We start from the raw sequence: 19,026 nt of genomic DNA on the forward strand, positions 1-19,026 counted from the left end.
GCCTGCAACTTTTCCAGGACGTGCTTAATGCTCAAGGCGCTGCGTTTTTTCGGCTGGCCGCTGTTGGCCGGTGTGCTTATCGCTCTGTTGATTATTCAGCGTTACCCGCAGTGGGTCGGGCTACCGAGCCTCGACGTCAACCTGCAACAGGCCCCGCAAACCACCAGCGTGCAACAGGGCCCGGTGTCCTATGCGGACGCGGTGACCATCGCCGCACCGTCGGTGGTCAACCTCTACACCACCAAGGTCATCGCCAAACCGGCGCATCCGCTGTTTGAAGATCCGCAGTTCCGGCGCTTCTTCGGTGACAACTCGCCGAAGCAGAAACGCATGGAATCAAGCCTCGGTTCCGGGGTGATCATGAGCCCGGAAGGCTACATCCTGACCAACAACCACGTGACCACCGGCGCCGACCAGATCGTGGTGGCGCTCAAGGACGGTCGTGAAACCCTGGCGCGAGTGATCGGCAGCGACCCGGAAACCGACCTCGCCGTCCTGAAGATCGACCTGAAAAACCTGCCGGCCATCACCGTCGGCCGCTCCGACAACATTCGCATCGGCGACGTCGCCCTGGCCATCGGCAACCCGTTCGGGGTCGGCCAGACCGTGACCATGGGCATCATCAGCGCCACCGGACGCAACCAGTTGGGCCTGAACAACTACGAAGACTTCATCCAGACCGACGCGGCGATCAACCCGGGCAACTCCGGCGGCGCGCTGGTCGATGCCAACGGCAACCTCACCGGCATCAACACCGCGATCTTCTCCAAGTCCGGCGGCTCGCAGGGCATCGGTTTTGCGATCCCGGTGAAACTGGCGATGGAAGTGATGAAGTCGATCATCGAGCACGGTCAGGTGATTCGTGGCTGGCTTGGCATTGAAGTGCAGCCGCTGACACAGGAACTGGCCGAATCGTTTGGCCTGTCCGGACGTCCGGGAATTGTCGTGGCGGGGATCTTCCGCGATGGCCCGGCGCAGAAGGCCGGTCTGCAACTGGGCGATGTGATTCTGAGCATTGATGGCGAACCGGCGGGCGATGGTCGCAAGTCCATGAACCAGGTGGCGCGGATCAAACCGACCGACAAGGTGACCATCCAGGTCATGCGCAACGGCAAAGAGATCAAGCTGACCGCTGAAATCGGTCTGCGTCCGCCACCGGCGCCGGTAAAAGAAGAAGAGTAAGCCGCTTCGTGGACTGGTCCGGGGGACATGTTCCCTCGATAACCAAAGGCAGACAACTTGAAGAAGTGCGGGGATCTGTTCCCGCACTTCTTTCATGCAACAAACAGAATCGTTATAACAAACCGCTCACTCGTCCAGAGTAAAACAATATAAAAAACTGACAGAACTGACAGTGTACCCGGTGAGTTCTGAACATTAACTTGAGGACGCCGAATTGATGCTGCACTCAAGGAGAAAAGAACATGTCAGATCTTATATTGGAAACGGCAGAAAAAATCCGCGAAGAATTTAAAAAGAAGGAGCACGCGAAAAACTCAGGTACTTTCACCATCACAGGACCTGACGTGGACTTCAAAGCTGTACTGGTTCAACTGACCTTCAGTGAAGAGGTGGATCGTCTCTATATCACGGGCCGCAATGGGGGTGACTTCGCGATGTGGATAGTTGACATCACGAAAGGTGGATACTACGAACTTGATATCGGCCCGGATGTTACTCACCGCGTAACGTTGGTTTCCAATAAAGCCGACGCCAGGTCCGGAACATTCGTTGTTGATACCGACGATGATTTCACCTTTGCAAAAGGCAACTTTACATTCCTGGCTGACGATGGCAGCGAATATACAGGAGCGTTTGATATAAAGCCTGTTAAATCATCTTCATAGTGAAGCACACCGGCCATCCTTACTCACATCACGAAGAAGGATGGCTACCATTTTCTGAATCCAGCAACTCCTCCACGGCAAACACTGCTTTACTTGGCCCCTGCCTCCTCAAGCCTTGAAAATCGAGACCCGCCGAAAGTCAAACTGGAGTGACCGACAGCAGGTATGCCGCCGCGACCCTAAATAGCAAATCGCACTCTTCGATTATTCACTCATAGCCAATCAATATAAAAACCTGTCAGATCTGACAGTAGCACCCTGTATTTCAAACGAATACCTTGGCTCATGCAAGTGAACGCTACTTTCAAACATGGAGAGTTCAAGATGAGCGAAAACACCGGTGTTACAGTCAACGAGTTCGGCATATACGATGGAGAAGCCACGGGGTCCGGAGAAATTCGATTTGAGCTCGGAGGTGAAATACATGAACTTAGAGACATCACCTTCGCAATACGCATGATCCACGGACGTGACGGCCCAAAATCCATTCAATTAAGCTATCCTTCGGACATCATGAGCGATGGAACGTACTCGATCAACTACCCCGACGACGACTTTTGGCTTGGTTGGTCAATACAGATCCCAGGTGCAGGCAATCGTGTCAAAAAAGGAAAAATGGAACTCACACTTTCAGACAACAGAACAAAGGGAAAAGGCACCTTTGAAGTTAATTTTGAAGGTGACCCAGATGACATTGTTTACCATGGCAACTTTGATGTCGTGCAATAAACTGCAATCAAAATAGGAAAAAACGTTATCCAAAGAGTGCTTACTTGAACAACGGGCACTCTTTTTTAAACTATTTACATGCAGCGAATAAAGAGCAACCAAAATCCCTCATTTAATCGGGCATATCGAAATGTCTGCCCCGCCCTTACTCGTATCAAGCGAGCAAGGACGGTCATGCTCTCAGCCTTTTACATATCACCCAAACCATCGATCAACGCTTGATTCTGCTCCGGCGTACCCATCGAAATCCGCAGGAACTGGGCAATCCGCTTCTGCTTGAAGTGACGCACGATCACGCCCTGCTCGCGCAGTTTCGCCGCTAGCCCCGCGGCATCGTGTTGCGGGTGACGGGCGAAGATGAAGTTGGCCGCCGACGGCAGCACTTCAAAACCCTTGGCCTGCAACTGCGCAATGACCCATTCACGACTTTCGATGACCAGGCGGCAGGTCTGGTCGAAATATTCGCGATCCTCGAACGCCGCCGCAGCCCCGACAATCGCCAGACGATCCAGCGGGTAGGAGTTGAAGCTGTTCTTGATCCGCTCCAGCGCTTCGATCAGATCCGGGTGCCCCACCGCCAGGCCAACGCGCAGGCCTGCCAGCGAACGCGACTTGGACAGGGTCTGGGTCACCAGCAGGTTCGGATAGCGGTCCACCAGACTGATCGCGGTTTCGCCACCGAAGTCGATGTACGCCTCATCCACCACCACCACCGAATCCGGGCTGGCCTTGAGGATCTGCTCGACTGCCTCCAGCGCCAACAGGCAACCGGTCGGTGCGTTCGGGTTGGGGAAAATGATCCCGCCGTTGGGTTTGGCGTAGTCCGCCGGGTTGATCTGGAACTGTGCGTCCAGCGGCACCGCGTCAAACTGGATGCCGTACAGACCGCAGTAAACCGGATAGAAGCTGTAGCTGATGTCCGGGAACAACAGCGGCTGCTCGTGTTGCAGCAAACCGTGGAAAATGTGCGCCAGCACTTCGTCCGAACCGTTGCCGAGGAATACCTGATTGCTCTGCACGCCGTAGTAGTGGGCGACGGCGGTTTTCAGCAGATCGCTGTTCGGGTCCGGGTACAGGCGCAGGTTGTCATTGAGTTCGGTCTGCATCGCCGCCAGCGCTTTGGGCGACGGGCCATACGGATTTTCGTTGGTGTTGAGCTTGACCAGTCTGGTCAGCTTCGGCTGTTCACCCGGCACATACGGCACCAGATCCTTGACGAACGGGCTCCAGAATTTGCTCATGTTCAGTTCCCCTTCACTTCGTCTTTGATGCGGTATTCGGCGCTACGCGCGTGCGCGCTCAGGGATTCGCCACGGGCCAGCACCGACGCGGTCTTGCCCAGCTCGGAAGCACCGGCCTCGGAGCAGAAAATGATCGACGAGCGCTTCTGGAAGTCGTAGACACCCAGCGGCGAGGAGAAACGCGCGGTGCCGGAGGTCGGCAACACGTGGTTCGGGCCGGCGCAGTAATCGCCCAGCGCCTCGGAAGTGTGGCGGCCCATGAAGATCGCGCCGGCGTGGCGGATCTGCGGCAACCACGCTTGTGGGTCGGCGACCGACAATTCAAGGTGTTCCGGGGCAATGCGGTTGGCGACTTCGATGGCTTGCGCCATGTCGCGCACGTGGATCAGCGCGCCGCGACCATTGATCGAGGTTTCGATGATGGTCGCGCGGTCCATGGTCGGCAGCAGTTTGTCGATGCTCGCGGCAACCTTGTCGAGGAACTCGGCATCCGGGCTGACCAGAATCGCCTGGGCGTCTTCGTCGTGTTCGGCCTGGGAGAACAGGTCCATGGCGATCCAGTCCGGATCGGTCTGGCCGTCGCACACAACGAGGATTTCCGAGGGACCGGCGATCATGTCGATGCCGACCTGACCGAACACGTGGCGCTTGGCGGTGGCGACATAGATGTTGCCCGGGCCAACGACCTTGTCCACCTGCGGCACGCTTTCGGTGCCGTAAGCCAGTGCAGCAACCGCTTGTGCGCCGCCGATGGTGAACACCCGGTCGACGCCGGCAATGCACGCCGCCGCCAGCACCAGTTCGTTGATTTCACCGCGCGGGGTCGGCACGACCATAACCACTTCGGTCACGCCGGCGACCTTGGCCGGAATCGCATTCATCAACACCGACGACGGGTACGACGCCTTGCCGCCCGGCACGTAGAGGCCTGCGCGATCCAGCGGTGTGACCTTCTGCCCGAGCACGGTGCCGTCGGCTTCGGTGTAGCTCCAGGAATCCTGCTTTTGTTTTTCGTGGTAGCTGCGCACCCGCGCCGCGGCTTTTTCCAGCGCTTCGCGCTGTGCCACGGTGATACGCGTCAGGGCCAGCTCCAGACGCTCGCGCGGCAGGATCAGATCGGCCATGGAGGCGACGTCGAGGCCGTCGAACTGACGGGTGAACTCGACCAGCGCCGCGTCACCGCGCTCGCGCACAGCCTTGATGATGTCCAGCACCCGCTGATTGACCGAGTCGTCAGACACACTTTCCCAGCTCAGCAGATGATCCAGATGATGCGCGAAATCCGGGTCAGCAGCGTTGAGTCGGCGAATTGCAGTCGGTGCGGTCATAGCGAGAGCCTCATAGGAATGGCAAAAACTCAGGCGCCCTAACTTAGCAGTCGTTTCCGCTTGGGCACCTGAGATTCTGGCTATGAGGCGGATAGACGGGCGCGACTCAAGGTCGCGCAGGTACATCAGCCGCGGTGTCGCGATTCCACTGCCTTGCGCAGGGTATCGATCAACGCCTGGATTCGGGCGTGTTGCATTTTCATCGAAGCCTTGTTGACCACCAGGCGTGAGCTGATCGTGGCGATCAGTTCCTGGGGTTCCAGGCCGTTGGCGCGCAGCGTGTTGCCGGTGTCGACCACGTCGATGATCTTGTCGGCCAGACCGATCAGCGGCGCCAGTTCCATCGAGCCGTAGAGCTTGATGATGTCGACCTGACGGCCCTGCTCGGCGTAGTAACGCTTGGCGACGTTGACGAACTTGGTCGCCACGCGCAGACGGCCCTTGGGCTCGGCCGCGCCGATCTTGCCGGCGGTCATCAGTTTGCACTGGGCAATCTGCAGATCCAGCGGCTCGTACAGGCCCTGGCCGGTGTATTCCATCAACACGTCCTTGCCGGCGACGCCGAGGTCGGCCGCGCCATGCTCGACGTAGGTCGGCACGTCGGTGGCACGCACGATCAACAGACGTACGTCATCCTGGGTGGTGGGGATGATCAGCTTGCGGCTCTTGTCCGGATTCTCGGTCGGCACGATGCCCGCTTCGGCGAGAAGCGGCAGGGTGTCGTCAAGGATGCGGCCCTTGGACAGTGCGATGGTCAACATGGGAAACGTCAGTCCTTATCAAGGTACTCATGTCCGGTCGCAATCGGCGCCGGACACACATCGAGCCGGTAACCGGCTCGACTCGAAACGAATTCAGTGGACACTTCCCTGTGCCCAGTGCAGCTACTAGCCCGGAACGCGACGGATCTTGGCGCCCAGCATCTGCAGTTTTTCTTCGATGCACTCGTAACCACGGTCGATGTGGTAGATGCGGTCGATCAGGGTATCGCCTTCGGCAACCAGTGCCGAGATCACCAGGCTGGCCGAAGCCCGCAGGTCGGTGGCCATCACTGGCGCGCCCTTCAGGACTTCAGTACCGGTGACGATCGCGGTGTTGCCTTCAACCTGGATTTTGGCGCCCATGCGGTGCAGTTCGTACACGTGCATGAAACGGTTTTCGAAGATCGTCTCGATCACTGCACCAGTGCCTTCGGCAATGGCGTTGAGCGAAATGAACTGGGCCTGCATGTCGGTCGGGAAAGCCGGGTACGGCGCAGTGCGCACGTTGACCGCTTTCGGGCGCTTGCCGTGCATGTTCAGCTCGATCCAGTCCTCACCGCTGGTGACTTCGGCGCCGGCTTCGCGCAGCTTTTCCAGAACGGCTTCGAGGATGGTCGGATCGGTGTCCTTGACCTTCACACGGCCACCGGTGACCGCTGCGGCCACCAGGTAGGTGCCGGTTTCGATACGGTCAGGCATGACCTTGTAGAAGCACGAACCCAGACGCTCGACGCCATCGATGGTGATGGTGTCAGTACCGGCGCCGGAAACCTTGGCGCCCATGGCGTTGAGGAAGTTCGCCAGGTCGACGACTTCAGGTTCGCGTGCGGCGTTCTGCAGAACGCTGCGGCCCTTGGCCAGGGCTGCCGCCATCATGATGTTCTCGGTACCGGTCACACTCACGGTATCGAAGAAGAAGCTTGCGCCGCGCAGGCCGCCTTCGGGCGCCTTGGCCTTGATGTAGCCGCCCTCGACGTCAATCACCGCGCCCATGGCTTCGAGGCCACGGATGTGCAGGTCGACCGGACGCGAACCGATGGCGCAACCGCCAGGCAATGCCACTTCGGCTTCACCGAAACGGGCAACCATCGGGCCCAGCACCAGGATCGAGGCACGCATGGTTTTCACCAGTTCGTACGGCGCGATCAGGGTCTTGATGGTACGTGGGTCGATTTCGACGCTGAGTTTTTCGTCGATCACCGGCTCGATGCCCATGCGACCGAACAGCTCGATCATGGTGGTGATGTCGTGCAGGTGCGGCAGGTTGCCAACGGTCACCGGACCATCGCACAGCAGAGTGGCGGCCAGAATCGGCAGGGCGGAGTTCTTCGCCCCGGAGATACGGATCTCGCCATCAAGACGAACGCCACCGGTAATAATCAATTTATCCATAAGAATCTCGACGCCCTAGGGCTCAGGTGCGCTCGGCCCAGGCCGCGCGGCTGAAAAATTTCATAGTGACCGCGTGGATGCTGCCATCGGCGATCCACGGGTTCAAATAGGTATAAATGCTCTGCTGACGCTTGACCGGGCTCAACGCCGCCAGTTCATCGCTGATCACGTTCAGCTGGAAATTGCAGCCTTCGCCTTCAACTTCCACCTGCGTTCCTGGCAGCTTTCCTTCAAGGAAGCTCTTCACTTCTACGGCCTGCATGCTCAACCTCAATCGGCGCCCTGTGCGCACGGGTCGGACATCATACAAAAAAGCCCCGCGCCTGCGAACCCCGCATTGGCAGGACTCTGACGGGGGGCTTCTTTATTGATGCGGGTTCAGGGGTGCGCCAGCAACTCGGTCAGCTCACTGACCTGAGCGATCTCGCGCATGTCTTCCGGCATCGCGCGGATGCTGACGGCCTTGCCGGCCGCCTGGGCATCGCGCATGAAGCACAGCAGCAACGACAAGCCGACGCTGCTGGACTTCTTCACCGCCGAGCAATCGATCACCAGCGACGCTGCCTTACTGGACTTGATCAGCGCCTGACCTTCCTTGCGCAGGTCGGGACCTGTGCGGTAATCCAGCACTCCGCTGAGCAATAGCTCGTCGACCTCACTCATACGAACTGCCGCCTCACTCATTGCGCTGGCTTCGCGGCAGCTTTGTCGGTTTCTTCCTTGGCTTTGGCGACTTCACCGGCCCAACCATTGATGGTCTTGTCCAGATCGTTGCCATTGCGCTGCATCGCGTCGGCGAACTGATCACGGAACAGCTTGCCGATGTTGATGCCGTTGATGATCACATTGCGCAGTTTCCACTCGCCATTGATCTTCTCCAGCGTGTATTGCACTGGGTAGATCGCGCCGTTGTTGCCCTTGACGGTCATGCCGACGCTGGTGCGATCGCCGGACTCATCCTTGGCAGGATCAACGGTAATGCCCTGGTTGTTGTATTCGAGCAAGGCATTGCCATAGAACTGGAACAGGCCGCGCTTGAAGTTTTCCTGGAAGGTCTGCATCTGCGCCGGCGTGGCCTTGCGCGAGTACTTGACCGTCATGATGCTCTTGGAAATGCCTTCGGCATCCACCACAGGTCCGACGATGGTGTTCAGCGCCGTGTAGAAATCCTGTGGATCCTTTTTGTACTTCTCTTTATTGGCCGAAAGATCGGCCAGCATCCGGTTCGTGGTGTCCTGAACCAGATCGTGCGCCGACTGCCCGGGCGCAGCGTTAGCCAGCAGTGGCAGTGTCGCAAGCAACACCAACAGGCCACGTCGCAAGGTAGAGATCATTCAAAAGCTCCTCATTTGGCGTCTTTGCTAACGGTATTGAGCAGGAATTTACCGATCAGGTCTTCCAGTACCAGAGACGATTGTGTGTCGTGAATGGTTCCACCATCCTTCAGACGGGTGTCTTCGCCGCCCACGCTGATACCGATGTACTTCTCGCCCAACAGGCCAGCGGTCAGGATAGACGCTGTGGAGTCGGTCGGCAGGTTGTCGACCTTTTTATCCACTTGCAGGGTGACCCGACCGGTGAAGCTGTCGCGATCCAGATCGATGGCCGTGACCTTGCCGATGGTCACACCGGCCATGGTCACTTTGGCTCTGACCGTCAGACCGGCGATATTGTCGAAGTAGGCGTAAAGCTTGTAAGTGTCGGTGGTCGATGTCGGAGACAGTCCACTGACCCGCAGAGCGAGCAGCAACAAAGCCAGGATCCCTGCCAGCAGGAACAGGCCGACACCGATTTCCAGGGTGCGGTTTTGCATCAGAAATCTCCAAACATCAAAGCGGTCAGAATAAAGTCCAGGCCCAGTACCGCCAGCGAGGCGAATACCACGGTCTTGGTGGTGGCGCGACTGATGCCCTCGGAAGTGGGCTCGCAGTCATAGCCTTGGAATACGGCAATCCAGGTCACAACGAAGGCGAAAACGATACTTTTGATGACGCCATTGAGCACATCGCTGGTGAAGTTCACACTGTTTTGCATGTTCGCCCAGTAGGAGCCTTCATACACGCCAAGCCAGTCGACAGCTACCCACGAACCGCCCCAGATCCCCACCACGCTGAAAATCATCGCCAGCACCGGCAGGGATATGAAACCGGCCCACAGACGCGGGGCAATAATGTACTTGAGTGGATCGACGCCGATCATTTCCAGACTGGAAAGCTGTTCGGTGGACTTCATGTTGCCGATTTCGGCGGTCAGCGCCGAACCGGCACGCCCGGCAAACAGCAACGCCGTCACCACCGGCCCCAGCTCACGCAGCAAGGTCAGGGCCACCATCTGCCCTACCGCCTGCTCCGAACCGTAGCTCGAGAGAATACTGAAGCCCTGCAGCGCCAGCACCATGCCGATGAAGATCCCGGACACGACGATGATCACCAGCGACATGACGCCGACCGAATGCAGTTGCTTGACCAACAGGCCAAAACCGCCGCTGATGCCGCCACGACCCAGCAGGGCGTGAAACAGGAACAGGGTCGCACGACCAAACACCGCAACGGCGTCGATCGCCGCCTCGCCAAAGCGGCGCACGCGTTCTATCAATGAAATTCTGCGCATCAGCGCTTCCCCAGAAGATCTGCGCGGTAATCCGTCGCTGGAAAATGATACGGCACCGGGCCATCGGGGTTGCCGGTCATGAACTGACGGATACGCGGCTCATCCGAATTCATCAATTCGTCCGGCGTGCCCTGCCCCAGCACCTGACCATCACCCACTACATAGATGTAGTCAGCGATACTCGCGGTTTCTGCCAGGTCGTGGGACACCACGATACTGGTGATACCCAGCGCATCATTGAGCAGACGGATCAAACGGACCAGCACGCCCATGGCGATGGGATCCTGACCGACGAACGGCTCGTCGTACATGAGAATCTGCGGGTCGAGGGCAATCGCGCGGGCCAGGGCGACACGACGCTTCATGCCTCCCGAAAGCTCGTCGGGCATCAGCTCGATAGCGCCGCGCAAGCCAACCGCCTGCAATTTGAGCAGGACGATGTCGCGGATCATCTCGTCCGGCAACTGGGTATGAACACGCAGGGGGAAAGCGACGTTCTCGAAGACATCGAGATCGGTGAACAGCGCGCCACTCTGAAACAGCACGCCCATGTGCTTGCGGGCATCGAACAGGTCACTGCGCGAAAGCGCCGGCAGGTTCTGCCCATTGACCCAGACCTCGCCGCCGGACGGGCGCAATTGAGCCCCCATCAACCGCAACAATGTGGTCTTGCCACACCCGGAAGGCCCCATGATGCCGGTGACCTTGCCCCGCGGGATGCGGATATCGACGTTATTGAAAATGCTGCGCGCACCGCGCTTGAAGGAGACTCCCTTCAGCTCGACCGCGTAGGCGTTATCGGCACTCATCTAAACTCCTTGCGATGCAGCCTCTCACTCGGACGCCTGGCTTTGCGAAGAAAGCACAAACCTCCCGGGCAGGCCGAACTGGCGGCGAACTATATCACTGCAAAGGCCAAGCGCCCAAGGCCTGAACCGGGTCGAGTTCGGGGATCTGACAGGCTCGGCGGCGGTTTGGCGGCGTTTTGGTAACGAGGAATGACAAAGCACGACGAACTTGCGTGAGGCTTTCCAACATAACCGCTATAATCGCCGCCTTTTCATCGGGCTATACGATTTCTGACATGAGCCAATCCAGCGACCTGATTCAATCGGCACAACGCACCATCCGCCTCGAAGTGGAAGCCGTACAAGGCTTGTTGCCCCATATCGACGCCGATTTCGTACGCGCTTGCGAGATGATTCTGGCCAGCAAGGGCCGTGTGGTCGTGGTCGGCATGGGCAAGTCCGGGCACGTCGGCAACAAGATTGCCGCGACCCTGGCCAGCACCGGCACCCCGGCATTCTTCGTGCACCCGGCCGAAGCCAGCCACGGCGACATGGGGATGATTACCCGCGACGACGTGATCCTCGCCCTCTCCAATTCCGGCTCGACCAACGAAATCGTCACACTGCTGCCGCTGATCAAGCGTCTGGGCATCCAGTTGATCAGCGTGACCGGCAATCCCCAGTCGCCGCTGGCCAAGGCCGCCGAAGTCAATCTCAACGTGCACGTCGAACACGAAGCCTGTCCATTGAACCTGGCACCGACTTCCTCGACCACCGCCGCGCTGGTCATGGGCGATGCCCTGGCCGTGGCGCTGCTGGAAGCGCGTGGGTTCACCGCCGAAGACTTCGCCTTTTCGCACCCGGGCGGCGCACTGGGCCGCCGACTACTGCTGAAGGTGGAAAACGTCATGCACGCAGGGCAAGAGCTGCCGCAAGTACAGCGCGGTACACTGCTCAAGGACGCACTGATGGAAATGACCCGCAAGGGTCTGGGCATGACCGTGATCCTCGAAGAGAGCGGCAAGCTCGCCGGAATCTTCACTGACGGCGACTTGCGCCGCACCCTTGATCGCAGCATCGATATCCGCAGCGCGACCATCGACCAGGTCATGACCGCACACGGCAAAACCGCCCGGCCCGAGATGCTCGCCGCCGAGGCCCTGAAAATCATGGAAGACCACCGAATCAACGCATTGGTTGTCGTGGATGAAGAAGACCGCCCGATAGGCGCCTTCAACCTCTCCGATCTGCTGCGTGCAGGAGTGATGTAATGACGACCGATCTGCTGCAGCGCGGCAAAGCGATCAAACTGGCGGTATTCGACGTCGATGGCGTCCTCACCGACGGGCGCCTGTACTTCCTTGAAGACGGCAGCGAATTCAAGACGTTCAACACCCTCGACGGTCAGGGCATCAAGATGCTGATGAACGCCGGCGTGGAGACAGCCATCATCAGTGGCCGCAAGACTCCGGTGGTTGAGCGCCGGGCGAAAAACCTCGGCATTCCGCACCTGTTCCAGGGCCGCGAGGACAAATTGGTGGTTCTTGACGGTCTTCTTGAGCAACTGGGCCTAAGCTATGAACAGGTCGCCTACCTCGGTGACGACCTGCCTGACCTGCCGGTCATCCGCCGCGTCGGTTTGGGCATGGCTGTCGCCAACGCCGCCGAATTCGTCCGCGAGCACGCCCATGGTGTGACCCGCGCCCGCGGCGGCGAAGGTGCCGCCCGCGAATTCTGCGAATTGATCCTGCGCGCCCAGGGCTGCCTCGATGCCGCCCATGCCGCGTACCTGTGAGCCAAACCATGTTTAGCAAAAAATTTCGCAACTTCCTGCTGTTCGGCTGCATCGCGGCGATATTTGCCGCAGTCGGCTACTGGAACATCAGTCCGGAACGCTTCCTCGACAAGCCTCCGGTGACGACCGAAGAAAGCCCGATCGACTGGTACGCGACCAATACGCATACCCTGCAGTACCTGCCGGACGGCAAAGTGCAATATGAAATGACGTCCGAAAAATCCGAGCACATGAAAGCGACCGACATCACGCTCGTCACCAAACCAGACCTGAACATGTACCGCGGCACAGAATTCCCGTGGCACGTGACCAGCGAGCGCGGCGAAGTGAATTCGGGCGGCACCGAGGTTGAACTGATCGACTCGGTTCGCGTCAAGCGCACGGATGAAAAGAACCGCGACCTCCTGATCACCAGCACCCGCATGACCGTGTTCCCGCAGCAGGAATATGCGCAGACCGCGCAACCCGTTAGAATCGACGGCGCTGGCGGCACATCGACTGGCGTGGGAATGAAGGCGTATTTGAAGGAAAGCAGGATACACCTGCTATCGAACGTAAGAGGACAGTATGAGGCTCGTTAAAACCCTCCCTATTTTGCTCAGTCTGGGCGCAGCACTGGGAAGCGTGAGCGCCTGGGCTCTGCCGAACGATCAGCAGCAACCTATTCGCATTCAGGCCGACGACGCCCAACTGGACGACAAGAACGGCGTCGCCACCTATAAAGGTGACGTGATCATCACCCAGGGCTCGATGATCGTTAAAGGCAATACGGTGACCATCACCCGTACCCCGACCGGCGATATCGACGTGGTGACCTCGGTGGGCAACCTTGCCTACTTCGAGCAACTGCAGACCCAGGGTGACACCAAGCCTGTACAGGGCTGGGGCGTGACGATTCAATACCATGCCGCACAAAACCGCGTCGTGCTGATCGACAAGGCCAAGGTTGTCGACAAGGACAACAACACCACGCAGGGCGAGAAAATCGTCTATGACACGGTGAAGAAACTGGCCAGCGCCGGCCGCGCTACCGGCAGTAAAGTCACCGAGGCGCGTCCACGCATCGACATGGTGATCCAGCCGAAGAAGAAAACCGACGAGAAAACCCAGTAATGGCAACTCTGAAAGCTCAGCACCTGGCCAAGGCCTATAAAAGCCGCCAGGTCGTGCGCGACGTCAGCCTGTCGATCGACAGCGGCCAGATCGTCGGCCTGCTTGGCCCGAACGGCGCCGGCAAGACCACCTGTTTCTACATGATCGTCGGCCTGGTGCAGGCCGACCAGGGCCGCGTACTGATCGACGACCTGGACGTCAGCCATCAACCGATGCATGGCCGCGCCAAGGCCGGTATCGGCTATCTGCCGCAAGAAGCGTCGATCTTCCGCAAACTGTCGGTAGCCGACAACATCATGGCCATCCTCGAGACCCGCAAGGAGCTCGACAAGGCCGGTCGTCGCAAGGAGCTGGAAAGCCTGTTGCAGGAATTCCACATCAGCCACATTCGCGACAACCTCGGCATGAGCCTGTCCGGTGGCGAACGCCGCCGGGTGGAAATCGCTCGCGCCCTGGCAACCGCTCCGAAATTCATCCTGCTCGACGAACCGTTCGCCGGTGTCGACCCGATTTCGGTCGGCGACATCAAGCAGATCATCCACCACCTCAAGGCCAAGGGCATCGGTGTCCTGATCACCGACCACAACGTGCGCGAGACCCTGGATATCTGCGAAACCGCTTACATCGTCAACGATGGTCAACTGATCGCCGAAGGTGATGCCGCGACCATCCTCGCCAACGACCTGGTGAAGGAAGTGTATCTGGGCCACGAGTTCCGCCTTTAAGGCGCAACTGCATTCGGCCAATCGTCCGGGTGCTGTAACGATGAAGCATCGTTTATTCGCTTTTAATTGTTACAGCGCTCTAGGCAAACACTTCAGTTTCAGGCATATAATTTGCTTAAGTTTGGCGCTCCGGCGCCCTGTAGTGGATGGCGCATGCGCGCCGGCGAATAAGGTGTTAAGCCCCTGCCATGAAACCATCGCTAGTCTTGAGAATGGGCCAGCAGCTGACGATGACACCGCAGCTGCAACAGGCCATCCGCCTGCTCCAATTGTCGACCCTGGACCTGCAACAGGAAATCCAGGAGGCCCTGGAATCCAATCCGATGCTCGAACGCCAGGAAGAAGGCGACGACTTCGATAACTCCGATCCTTTGGCCGACAACGCCGAACAAAAACCCAACACTGAAATCCAGGAACCGTCCTATCAGGAATCTGCCCCGACGGTGGATAACCTGGAAGAGGGTGAATGGAACGAACGCATTCCCAACGAGCTGCCTGTCGACACCGCCTGGGAAGACGTCTACCAGACCAGCGCCAGCAGCCTGCCCAGCAGCGACGATGACGAGTGGGACTTCACCACCCGCACCTCTGCCGGCGAAAGCCTGCAAAGCCATTTGCTGTGGCAATTGAACCTGGCGCCGATGTCCGACACCGACCGCCTGATCGCTGTGACCCTGATCGACTGCATCAACAATCAGGGCTACCTCGACGAAACCCTCGAAGAAATTCTCGACGCCTTTGATCCGGAGCTCGACATCGAGCTGGACGAGATCGAAGCCGTCCTGCACCGCATTCAGCAATTCGAACCGGCTGGCATCGGCGCGCGCAACCTTGGCGAGTGCCTGCTTTTGCAACTGCGTCAGCTCCCGGCCAAAACTGCGTGGCTGAATGAAGCCAAGCGTCTGGTCAGCGATTACATCGACCTGCTTGGGAGTCGCGACTACAGCCAGTTGATGCGACGCATGAAGCTCAAGGAGGATGAGCTGCGCCAGGTCATCGAACTGGTGCAGAGCCTCAACCCGCGCCCCGGCTCACAGATCGAATCCACTGAAGCCGAGTACGTCGTGCCCGACGTCATCGTGCGCAAGGACAACGAGCGCTGGCTGGTCGAGTTGAATCAAGAGTCCGTACCCCGGTTGCGGGTCAACGCGCAGTACGCCGGTTTTGTCCGTCGCGCCGACACCAGCGCCGATAACACGTTCATGCGCAACCAGTTGCAGGAAGCGCGCTGGTTTATCAAGAGCCTGCAAAGCCGTAACGAAACCCTGATGAAAGTTGCCACCCAGATCGTCGAACATCAGCGTGGTTTTCTGGAATACGGCGACGAAGCCATGAAGCCGTTGGTTCTGCATGACATCGCCGAAGCGGTCGGCATGCACGAATCGACGATTTCCCGGGTTACCACCCAGAAGTTCATGCATACCCCTCGGGGTATTTATGAATTGAAATACTTTTTCTCCAGCCATGTCAGCACCTCCGAAGGCGGCGAATGCTCGTCCACGGCGATCCGCGCGATCATCAAAAAACTCGTTGCAGCGGAAAATCAGAAAAAGCCGTTGAGTGACAGCAAGATCGCTGGTTTACTGGAGGCACAAGGCATTCAGGTGGCTCGCCGCACCGTCGCCAAGTACCGCGAATCCCTCGGAATCGCGCCTTCGAGCGAACGCAAGCGGTTGATGTAAGCCACGTTACAGCGTTCCAGTGGCAGGCTCTTCGGCCTGCCGCTTTATGCACTGGCAACGAAGGAGAAGCTGTATGCAAGTCAACATCAGTGGACACCAACTGGAAGTGACCGAACCTCTGCGCACCTACATCAACGAGAAACTCGAACGATTGGAGCGCCATTTCGACAAGATCACCAACGTGCAAGTCACGATGTGTGTCGAAAAGCTGAAGCAGAAAATCGAAGCCACCTTGCATATTCCCGGCAGCGAAGTGGTCGCCAACGCAGAAGATACCGACATGTACGCTGCGATCGACTCACTGACCGACAAGCTGGATCGCCAACTCAAAAAGCATAAGGAAAAGACCCAGAGCCTCCTTCAGGGCGCAACAGGTCGTTAACACCCCCAACCCATGATCCGACTTGAAAGTATCCTGACCCCCGGCCGTTCCCTGGTGAACGTGCCGGGAGGCAGTAAAAAGAAAGCCCTTGAACAGATTGCCAACCTGATCGCCCGCGAAGTGCCGGATCTGGAGATGCAAGATGTCTTCGAGGCACTGATCGCCCGTGAGAAACTCGGTTCTACCGGTTTCGGCAACGGCATCGCCATCCCCCACTGTCGTCTCAAAGGCTGCGAAGCGCCCATCAGCGCCTTGATGCACCTTGATGCCCCCATCGATTTCGATGCCATCGACGGCGCACCGGTTGACCTGCTGTTTGTCCTGCTGGTCCCGCAAGCGGCCACCGATGCTCACCTGGAATTACTGCGCCAGATCGCCAGCATGCTCGATCGCAAGGAAGTGCGCGAAAGACTGCGCAGCGCACCGAGCAACGAAGCCTTGTATCAGGTCGTCCTGAGCGAGCAGAACGGTCACTAATCATGCGCTTGATCATTGTCAGCGGCCGTTCCGGCTCGGGTAAAAGTACTGCCCTGAATGTCCTTGAGGACAACGGCTATTACTGCATCGACAACCTGCCTGCCGGGTTGTTGCCGGAATTGGCCGAACGCGCACTGGTTCACACCGAGCTGGCCCAGCCGCTGGTAGCCGTGTCGATCGACGCGCGCAACCTGCCTAGCCACCTGTCGCGCTTCCCCGAGTTGCTGGAAGAAGTCCGCGCCCGCCACATCCAGTGCGATGTGCTGTATCTGGATGCCGATGAAGAAACCCTGCTCAAGCGCTTTTCGGAAACACGCCGTCGTCACCCGCTGAGCACGGCCAACCGTTCACTGGCCGAAGCGATCAACGATGAGACCGCCCTGCTCGGCCCGATTGCCGACCTGGCCGACCTCAAGGTCAACACGACCAATCTGAATCTGTACCAGCTGCGCGATACGATCAAGCTGCGCCTGCTGAATCAGCCCGAGCCGGGCACGGCGTTTCTGGTCGAATCGTTCGGCTTCAAGCGCGGCATGCCGGTGGATGCAGATCTGGTGTTCGATGTGCGCTGCCTGCCAAACCCTTACTGGAAGCCAGAGCTGCGCGCACAATCCGGTCTGGATGCACCGGTGGCCGAATATCTGGCGGCGCAACCAGAGGTCGAAGAGATGTTCCAGGACATCTTCGGCTACCTGAACAAGTGGCTGCCGCGCTTTGCGGCGAGCAATCGCGCCTACGTCACCATTGCCATTGGGTGTACCGGCGGACATCACCGCTCCGTTTACCTGACCGAACGTCTGGGTCAGGCCCTGCAGAAAACCCTGAAGAATGTCCAGGTTCGCCACCGCGACCTCACTTAAAGGATTCACACCGCGATGCCTGCTCTGGAAATCGAAATCATCAATAAACTCGGCTTGCATGCCCGAGCGTCGGCAAAATTCGTCGGGGTGGCGGGACAGTATCCGGACTGTACGATCAGAGTGGGTCGCACGCCGGAGACTACGGTCGATGGCAAAAGCATCATGGCGATGATGATGCTGGCCGCCGGCAAGGGTACAAAGATCTATCTGAGTACCGAGGGCCATCAGGAGCAGGAAGCCCTGGATGCGCTGGTGGCGTTGATCAACAACTACTTCGACGAGGGTGGTTGATCGTTAAAAAATCAAAAGATCGCAGCCTGCGGCAGCTCCTACAGTGAACGCATTCCAATGTAGAAGCTGCCGCAGGCTGCGATCTTTTTTAGCCCAATGCGGTATCCATCACCATCATCAGACAGAACCCGATCAGCAAACCAAGGCTGGCCAGTTTGTCATGACCATTGCGGCGCGATTCCGGAATGACCTCGTGAGTCACCACCAGCAACATCGCCCCCGCCGCCAGTGCCAGCCCCAATGGCAATAGCAGCTCTGCCAGACTGACCAGCCACGCACACAGCAGCGCAAACACCGGTTCGACCAGACCTGACGCGGCACCAATCAGGAACGCCTTGACCCGCGACATGCCCGCCCCCGCCAGCACCAGCGCAATTACCAGCCCCTCCGGCACATCCTGCAAGGCGATGCCCATCGCCAGACTGTCGGCATCGGGCATGCCTCCACCAGCCGATACACCCACCGCCATACCTTCCGGGATGTTGTGAGCAATGATGGCGAAGACAAACAGCCAGATTCGCGGAGGAATCACCGGGTGTTCCAAGGTGCCGACAAGCATTTCCGGTGAGGCGCCGGACAGTTTCAGATCCACCAGATACAGAGCGAACGCACCGAGCATGATGCCAAAGCAGATCAGCCCGCTGGCCGCCCATGGGGTCAGTCCCAGGCTTTCAGCAGCGGCGATGCCTGGCACGATCAATGAAAAAGCGGTCGCCGCCAGCATTACCCCGGCGCCGAAACCCAGCAGCGTATCGCTGAGCCTCTGCGGCATGCGCCGGATCACCAATACCGGCACTGCCCCGAGCGCCGTGCCGAGGGCGCAGATCGCCCCGCCCTGCAGTGCCCGGGACAACTTAGGCTCCAGGTTCAGCCACTCCAGCCCGTGCGCAGCCAGCAGGGTCATGCCCGCTAACAGCAACAGCGTCCCGACTGCGTAACGAAACATACGCCCACCGCCGATCGCCAGTGTTTCAGTGCCCATAGTCAGCCTTGGATTGTTTTTAT

24 protein-coding genes are annotated in these 19,026 nt (G+C 58.7%); 13 read left to right on the top strand and 11 right to left on the bottom strand.

The window, feature by feature from the left end:
- Positions 1-27 precede the first annotated feature (27 nt).
- The 3 genes from algW to DBR18_RS18590 all read left to right on the top strand — a co-directional run bounded on the left by algW (position 28) and on the right by DBR18_RS18590 (position 2,576).
- Complete coding sequence (gene algW / locus DBR18_RS18580; RefSeq protein WP_108591402.1) at positions 28-1,182, top strand: Do family serine endopeptidase AlgW; 1,155 nt, start codon at positions 28-30, stop codon at positions 1,180-1,182.
- Positions 1,183-1,424: 242 nt separating this feature from the next.
- Positions 1,425-1,847 (top strand): hypothetical protein, encoded by a 423-nt coding sequence (locus tag DBR18_RS18585; RefSeq protein ID WP_108591403.1) that lies wholly within the window; start codon positions 1,425-1,427, stop codon positions 1,845-1,847.
- A 324-nt stretch (positions 1,848-2,171) separates the two neighbouring features.
- Positions 2,172-2,576 carry a hypothetical protein gene (locus DBR18_RS18590; RefSeq protein ID WP_146188772.1) on the top strand — a complete coding sequence of 135 codons (405 nt, stop codon included), beginning with the start codon at positions 2,172-2,174 and terminating at the stop codon, positions 2,574-2,576.
- A gap of 188 nt (positions 2,577-2,764) precedes the next feature.
- Here DBR18_RS18590 and hisC read toward each other — a convergent pair whose 3' ends face one another.
- The 10 genes from hisC to DBR18_RS18640 form a co-directional block, all read right to left on the bottom strand.
- Positions 2,765-3,817 carry a histidinol-phosphate transaminase gene (gene hisC / locus DBR18_RS18595; RefSeq protein ID WP_108591405.1) on the bottom strand — a complete coding sequence of 351 codons (1,053 nt, stop codon included), beginning with the start codon at positions 3,815-3,817 and terminating at the stop codon, positions 2,765-2,767.
- A 2-nt stretch (positions 3,818-3,819) separates the two neighbouring features.
- Positions 3,820-5,145, bottom strand: a complete 1,326-nt coding sequence (gene hisD / locus DBR18_RS18600; RefSeq protein ID WP_108591406.1) for a histidinol dehydrogenase — start codon at positions 5,143-5,145, stop codon at positions 3,820-3,822.
- Positions 5,146-5,270: 125 nt separating this feature from the next.
- Positions 5,271-5,906: an ATP phosphoribosyltransferase gene (gene hisG / locus DBR18_RS18605; protein ID WP_003221711.1), complete on the bottom strand. Its 636-nt coding sequence runs from the start codon at positions 5,904-5,906 to the stop codon at positions 5,271-5,273.
- A gap of 126 nt (positions 5,907-6,032) precedes the next feature.
- Positions 6,033-7,298 carry a UDP-N-acetylglucosamine 1-carboxyvinyltransferase gene (murA, locus tag DBR18_RS18610; protein WP_045122295.1) on the bottom strand — a complete coding sequence of 422 codons (1,266 nt, stop codon included), beginning with the start codon at positions 7,296-7,298 and terminating at the stop codon, positions 6,033-6,035.
- 22 nt (positions 7,299-7,320) lie between these two features.
- On the bottom strand, positions 7,321-7,560 hold the full coding sequence (locus tag DBR18_RS18615) for a BolA family protein (protein WP_108591407.1): 240 nt from the start codon (positions 7,558-7,560) through the stop codon (positions 7,321-7,323).
- Between the two features lie 116 nt (positions 7,561-7,676).
- Positions 7,677-7,982: a lipid asymmetry maintenance protein MlaB gene (locus tag DBR18_RS18620; RefSeq protein WP_108591408.1), complete on the bottom strand. Its 306-nt coding sequence runs from the start codon at positions 7,980-7,982 to the stop codon at positions 7,677-7,679.
- Positions 7,979-8,632 (bottom strand): phospholipid-binding protein MlaC, encoded by a 654-nt coding sequence (locus tag DBR18_RS18625; RefSeq protein WP_003221707.1) that lies wholly within the window; start codon positions 8,630-8,632, stop codon positions 7,979-7,981. The genes DBR18_RS18620 and DBR18_RS18625 overlap by 4 nt, the downstream gene beginning before the upstream one ends.
- 11 nt (positions 8,633-8,643) lie before the next feature.
- Complete coding sequence (gene mlaD / locus DBR18_RS18630; protein ID WP_007967220.1) at positions 8,644-9,111, bottom strand: outer membrane lipid asymmetry maintenance protein MlaD; 468 nt, start codon at positions 9,109-9,111, stop codon at positions 8,644-8,646.
- Positions 9,111-9,908: a lipid asymmetry maintenance ABC transporter permease subunit MlaE gene (gene mlaE, locus DBR18_RS18635; protein ID WP_003221704.1), complete on the bottom strand. Its 798-nt coding sequence runs from the start codon at positions 9,906-9,908 to the stop codon at positions 9,111-9,113. Before mlaE ends, mlaD begins: the two co-directional genes overlap by 1 nt.
- Positions 9,908-10,717: an ATP-binding cassette domain-containing protein gene (locus DBR18_RS18640; RefSeq protein WP_108591409.1), complete on the bottom strand. Its 810-nt coding sequence runs from the start codon at positions 10,715-10,717 to the stop codon at positions 9,908-9,910. Before DBR18_RS18640 ends, mlaE begins: the two co-directional genes overlap by 1 nt.
- Before the next feature lie 275 nt (positions 10,718-10,992).
- Here DBR18_RS18640 and DBR18_RS18645 point away from each other — a divergent pair, with 275 nt between their 5' ends.
- From DBR18_RS18645 to DBR18_RS18690, 10 genes are all read left to right on the top strand, one after another.
- Positions 10,993-11,967 (top strand): KpsF/GutQ family sugar-phosphate isomerase, encoded by a 975-nt coding sequence (locus tag DBR18_RS18645; protein ID WP_108591410.1) that lies wholly within the window; start codon positions 10,993-10,995, stop codon positions 11,965-11,967.
- A complete protein-coding gene (locus tag DBR18_RS18650) occupies positions 11,967-12,491 on the top strand; it encodes an HAD family hydrolase (RefSeq protein ID WP_108591411.1) in 525 nt (174 codons plus the stop codon). Before DBR18_RS18645 ends, DBR18_RS18650 begins: the two co-directional genes overlap by 1 nt.
- Before the next feature lie 8 nt (positions 12,492-12,499).
- The gene (lptC, locus tag DBR18_RS18655; RefSeq protein ID WP_108591412.1) at positions 12,500-13,072 is read left to right on the top strand and encodes an LPS export ABC transporter periplasmic protein LptC; all 573 of its coding nucleotides are present in this window, start codon (positions 12,500-12,502) and stop codon (positions 13,070-13,072) included.
- Positions 13,059-13,604 (top strand): lipopolysaccharide transport periplasmic protein LptA, encoded by a 546-nt coding sequence (gene lptA / locus DBR18_RS18660; RefSeq protein ID WP_108591413.1) that lies wholly within the window; start codon positions 13,059-13,061, stop codon positions 13,602-13,604. Before lptC ends, lptA begins: the two co-directional genes overlap by 14 nt.
- Positions 13,604-14,329 (top strand): LPS export ABC transporter ATP-binding protein, encoded by a 726-nt coding sequence (gene lptB, locus DBR18_RS18665; protein ID WP_108591414.1) that lies wholly within the window; start codon positions 13,604-13,606, stop codon positions 14,327-14,329. The genes lptA and lptB overlap by 1 nt, the downstream gene beginning before the upstream one ends.
- 188 nt (positions 14,330-14,517) lie before the next feature.
- Complete coding sequence (locus tag DBR18_RS18670; protein WP_108591415.1) at positions 14,518-16,011, top strand: RNA polymerase factor sigma-54; 1,494 nt, start codon at positions 14,518-14,520, stop codon at positions 16,009-16,011.
- A gap of 73 nt (positions 16,012-16,084) precedes the next feature.
- A complete protein-coding gene (gene hpf, locus DBR18_RS18675) occupies positions 16,085-16,393 on the top strand; it encodes a ribosome hibernation-promoting factor, HPF/YfiA family (protein ID WP_025109458.1) in 309 nt (102 codons plus the stop codon).
- A 12-nt stretch (positions 16,394-16,405) separates the two neighbouring features.
- The gene (gene ptsN, locus DBR18_RS18680; RefSeq protein ID WP_108591416.1) at positions 16,406-16,870 is read left to right on the top strand and encodes a PTS IIA-like nitrogen regulatory protein PtsN; all 465 of its coding nucleotides are present in this window, start codon (positions 16,406-16,408) and stop codon (positions 16,868-16,870) included.
- A 2-nt stretch (positions 16,871-16,872) separates the two neighbouring features.
- Positions 16,873-17,730 carry an RNase adapter RapZ gene (gene rapZ / locus DBR18_RS18685; RefSeq protein ID WP_108591417.1) on the top strand — a complete coding sequence of 286 codons (858 nt, stop codon included), beginning with the start codon at positions 16,873-16,875 and terminating at the stop codon, positions 17,728-17,730.
- Positions 17,731-17,745: 15 nt separating this feature from the next.
- A complete protein-coding gene (locus tag DBR18_RS18690) occupies positions 17,746-18,021 on the top strand; it encodes an HPr family phosphocarrier protein (RefSeq protein WP_008085079.1) in 276 nt (91 codons plus the stop codon).
- 88 nt (positions 18,022-18,109) lie between these two features.
- Here the strand turns inward: DBR18_RS18690 and DBR18_RS18695 are convergent, their stop codons facing one another.
- Positions 18,110-19,003 (bottom strand): ZIP family metal transporter, encoded by an 894-nt coding sequence (locus DBR18_RS18695; protein ID WP_108591418.1) that lies wholly within the window; start codon positions 19,001-19,003, stop codon positions 18,110-18,112.
- Positions 19,004-19,026 lie beyond the last annotated feature (23 nt).

The organism is Pseudomonas sp. HMWF021, assembly GCF_003061005.1.
Lineage (GTDB): Bacteria > Pseudomonadota > Gammaproteobacteria > Pseudomonadales > Pseudomonadaceae > Aquipseudomonas.

Coding starts and splice junctions, on each gene's coding strand:
- algW (WP_108591402.1), top strand. CDS start 28: ATGCTCAAGGCGCTGCGTTTTTTCGGCTGGCCGCTGTTGGCCGGTGTG.
- DBR18_RS18585 (WP_108591403.1), top strand. CDS start 1,425: ATGTCAGATCTTATATTGGAAACGGCAGAAAAAATCCGCGAAGAATTT.
- DBR18_RS18590 (WP_146188772.1), top strand. CDS start 2,172: ATGAGCGAAAACACCGGTGTTACAGTCAACGAGTTCGGCATATACGAT.
- hisC (WP_108591405.1), bottom strand. CDS start 3,817: ATGAGCAAATTCTGGAGCCCGTTCGTCAAGGATCTGGTGCCGTATGTG.
- hisD (WP_108591406.1), bottom strand. CDS start 5,145: ATGACCGCACCGACTGCAATTCGCCGACTCAACGCTGCTGACCCGGAT.
- hisG (WP_003221711.1), bottom strand. CDS start 5,906: ATGTTGACCATCGCACTGTCCAAGGGCCGCATCCTTGACGACACCCTG.
- murA (WP_045122295.1), bottom strand. CDS start 7,298: ATGGATAAATTGATTATTACCGGTGGCGTTCGTCTTGATGGCGAGATC.
- DBR18_RS18615 (WP_108591407.1), bottom strand. CDS start 7,560: ATGCAGGCCGTAGAAGTGAAGAGCTTCCTTGAAGGAAAGCTGCCAGGA.
- DBR18_RS18620 (WP_108591408.1), bottom strand. CDS start 7,982: ATGAGTGAGGCGGCAGTTCGTATGAGTGAGGTCGACGAGCTATTGCTC.
- DBR18_RS18625 (WP_003221707.1), bottom strand. CDS start 8,632: ATGATCTCTACCTTGCGACGTGGCCTGTTGGTGTTGCTTGCGACACTG.
- mlaD (WP_007967220.1), bottom strand. CDS start 9,111: ATGCAAAACCGCACCCTGGAAATCGGTGTCGGCCTGTTCCTGCTGGCA.
- mlaE (WP_003221704.1), bottom strand. CDS start 9,908: ATGCGCAGAATTTCATTGATAGAACGCGTGCGCCGCTTTGGCGAGGCG.
- DBR18_RS18640 (WP_108591409.1), bottom strand. CDS start 10,717: ATGAGTGCCGATAACGCCTACGCGGTCGAGCTGAAGGGAGTCTCCTTC.
- DBR18_RS18645 (WP_108591410.1), top strand. CDS start 10,993: ATGAGCCAATCCAGCGACCTGATTCAATCGGCACAACGCACCATCCGC.
- DBR18_RS18650 (WP_108591411.1), top strand. CDS start 11,967: ATGACGACCGATCTGCTGCAGCGCGGCAAAGCGATCAAACTGGCGGTA.
- lptC (WP_108591412.1), top strand. CDS start 12,500: ATGTTTAGCAAAAAATTTCGCAACTTCCTGCTGTTCGGCTGCATCGCG.
- lptA (WP_108591413.1), top strand. CDS start 13,059: ATGAGGCTCGTTAAAACCCTCCCTATTTTGCTCAGTCTGGGCGCAGCA.
- lptB (WP_108591414.1), top strand. CDS start 13,604: ATGGCAACTCTGAAAGCTCAGCACCTGGCCAAGGCCTATAAAAGCCGC.
- DBR18_RS18670 (WP_108591415.1), top strand. CDS start 14,518: ATGAAACCATCGCTAGTCTTGAGAATGGGCCAGCAGCTGACGATGACA.
- hpf (WP_025109458.1), top strand. CDS start 16,085: ATGCAAGTCAACATCAGTGGACACCAACTGGAAGTGACCGAACCTCTG.
- ptsN (WP_108591416.1), top strand. CDS start 16,406: ATGATCCGACTTGAAAGTATCCTGACCCCCGGCCGTTCCCTGGTGAAC.
- rapZ (WP_108591417.1), top strand. CDS start 16,873: ATGCGCTTGATCATTGTCAGCGGCCGTTCCGGCTCGGGTAAAAGTACT.
- DBR18_RS18690 (WP_008085079.1), top strand. CDS start 17,746: ATGCCTGCTCTGGAAATCGAAATCATCAATAAACTCGGCTTGCATGCC.
- DBR18_RS18695 (WP_108591418.1), bottom strand. CDS start 19,003: ATGGGCACTGAAACACTGGCGATCGGCGGTGGGCGTATGTTTCGTTAC.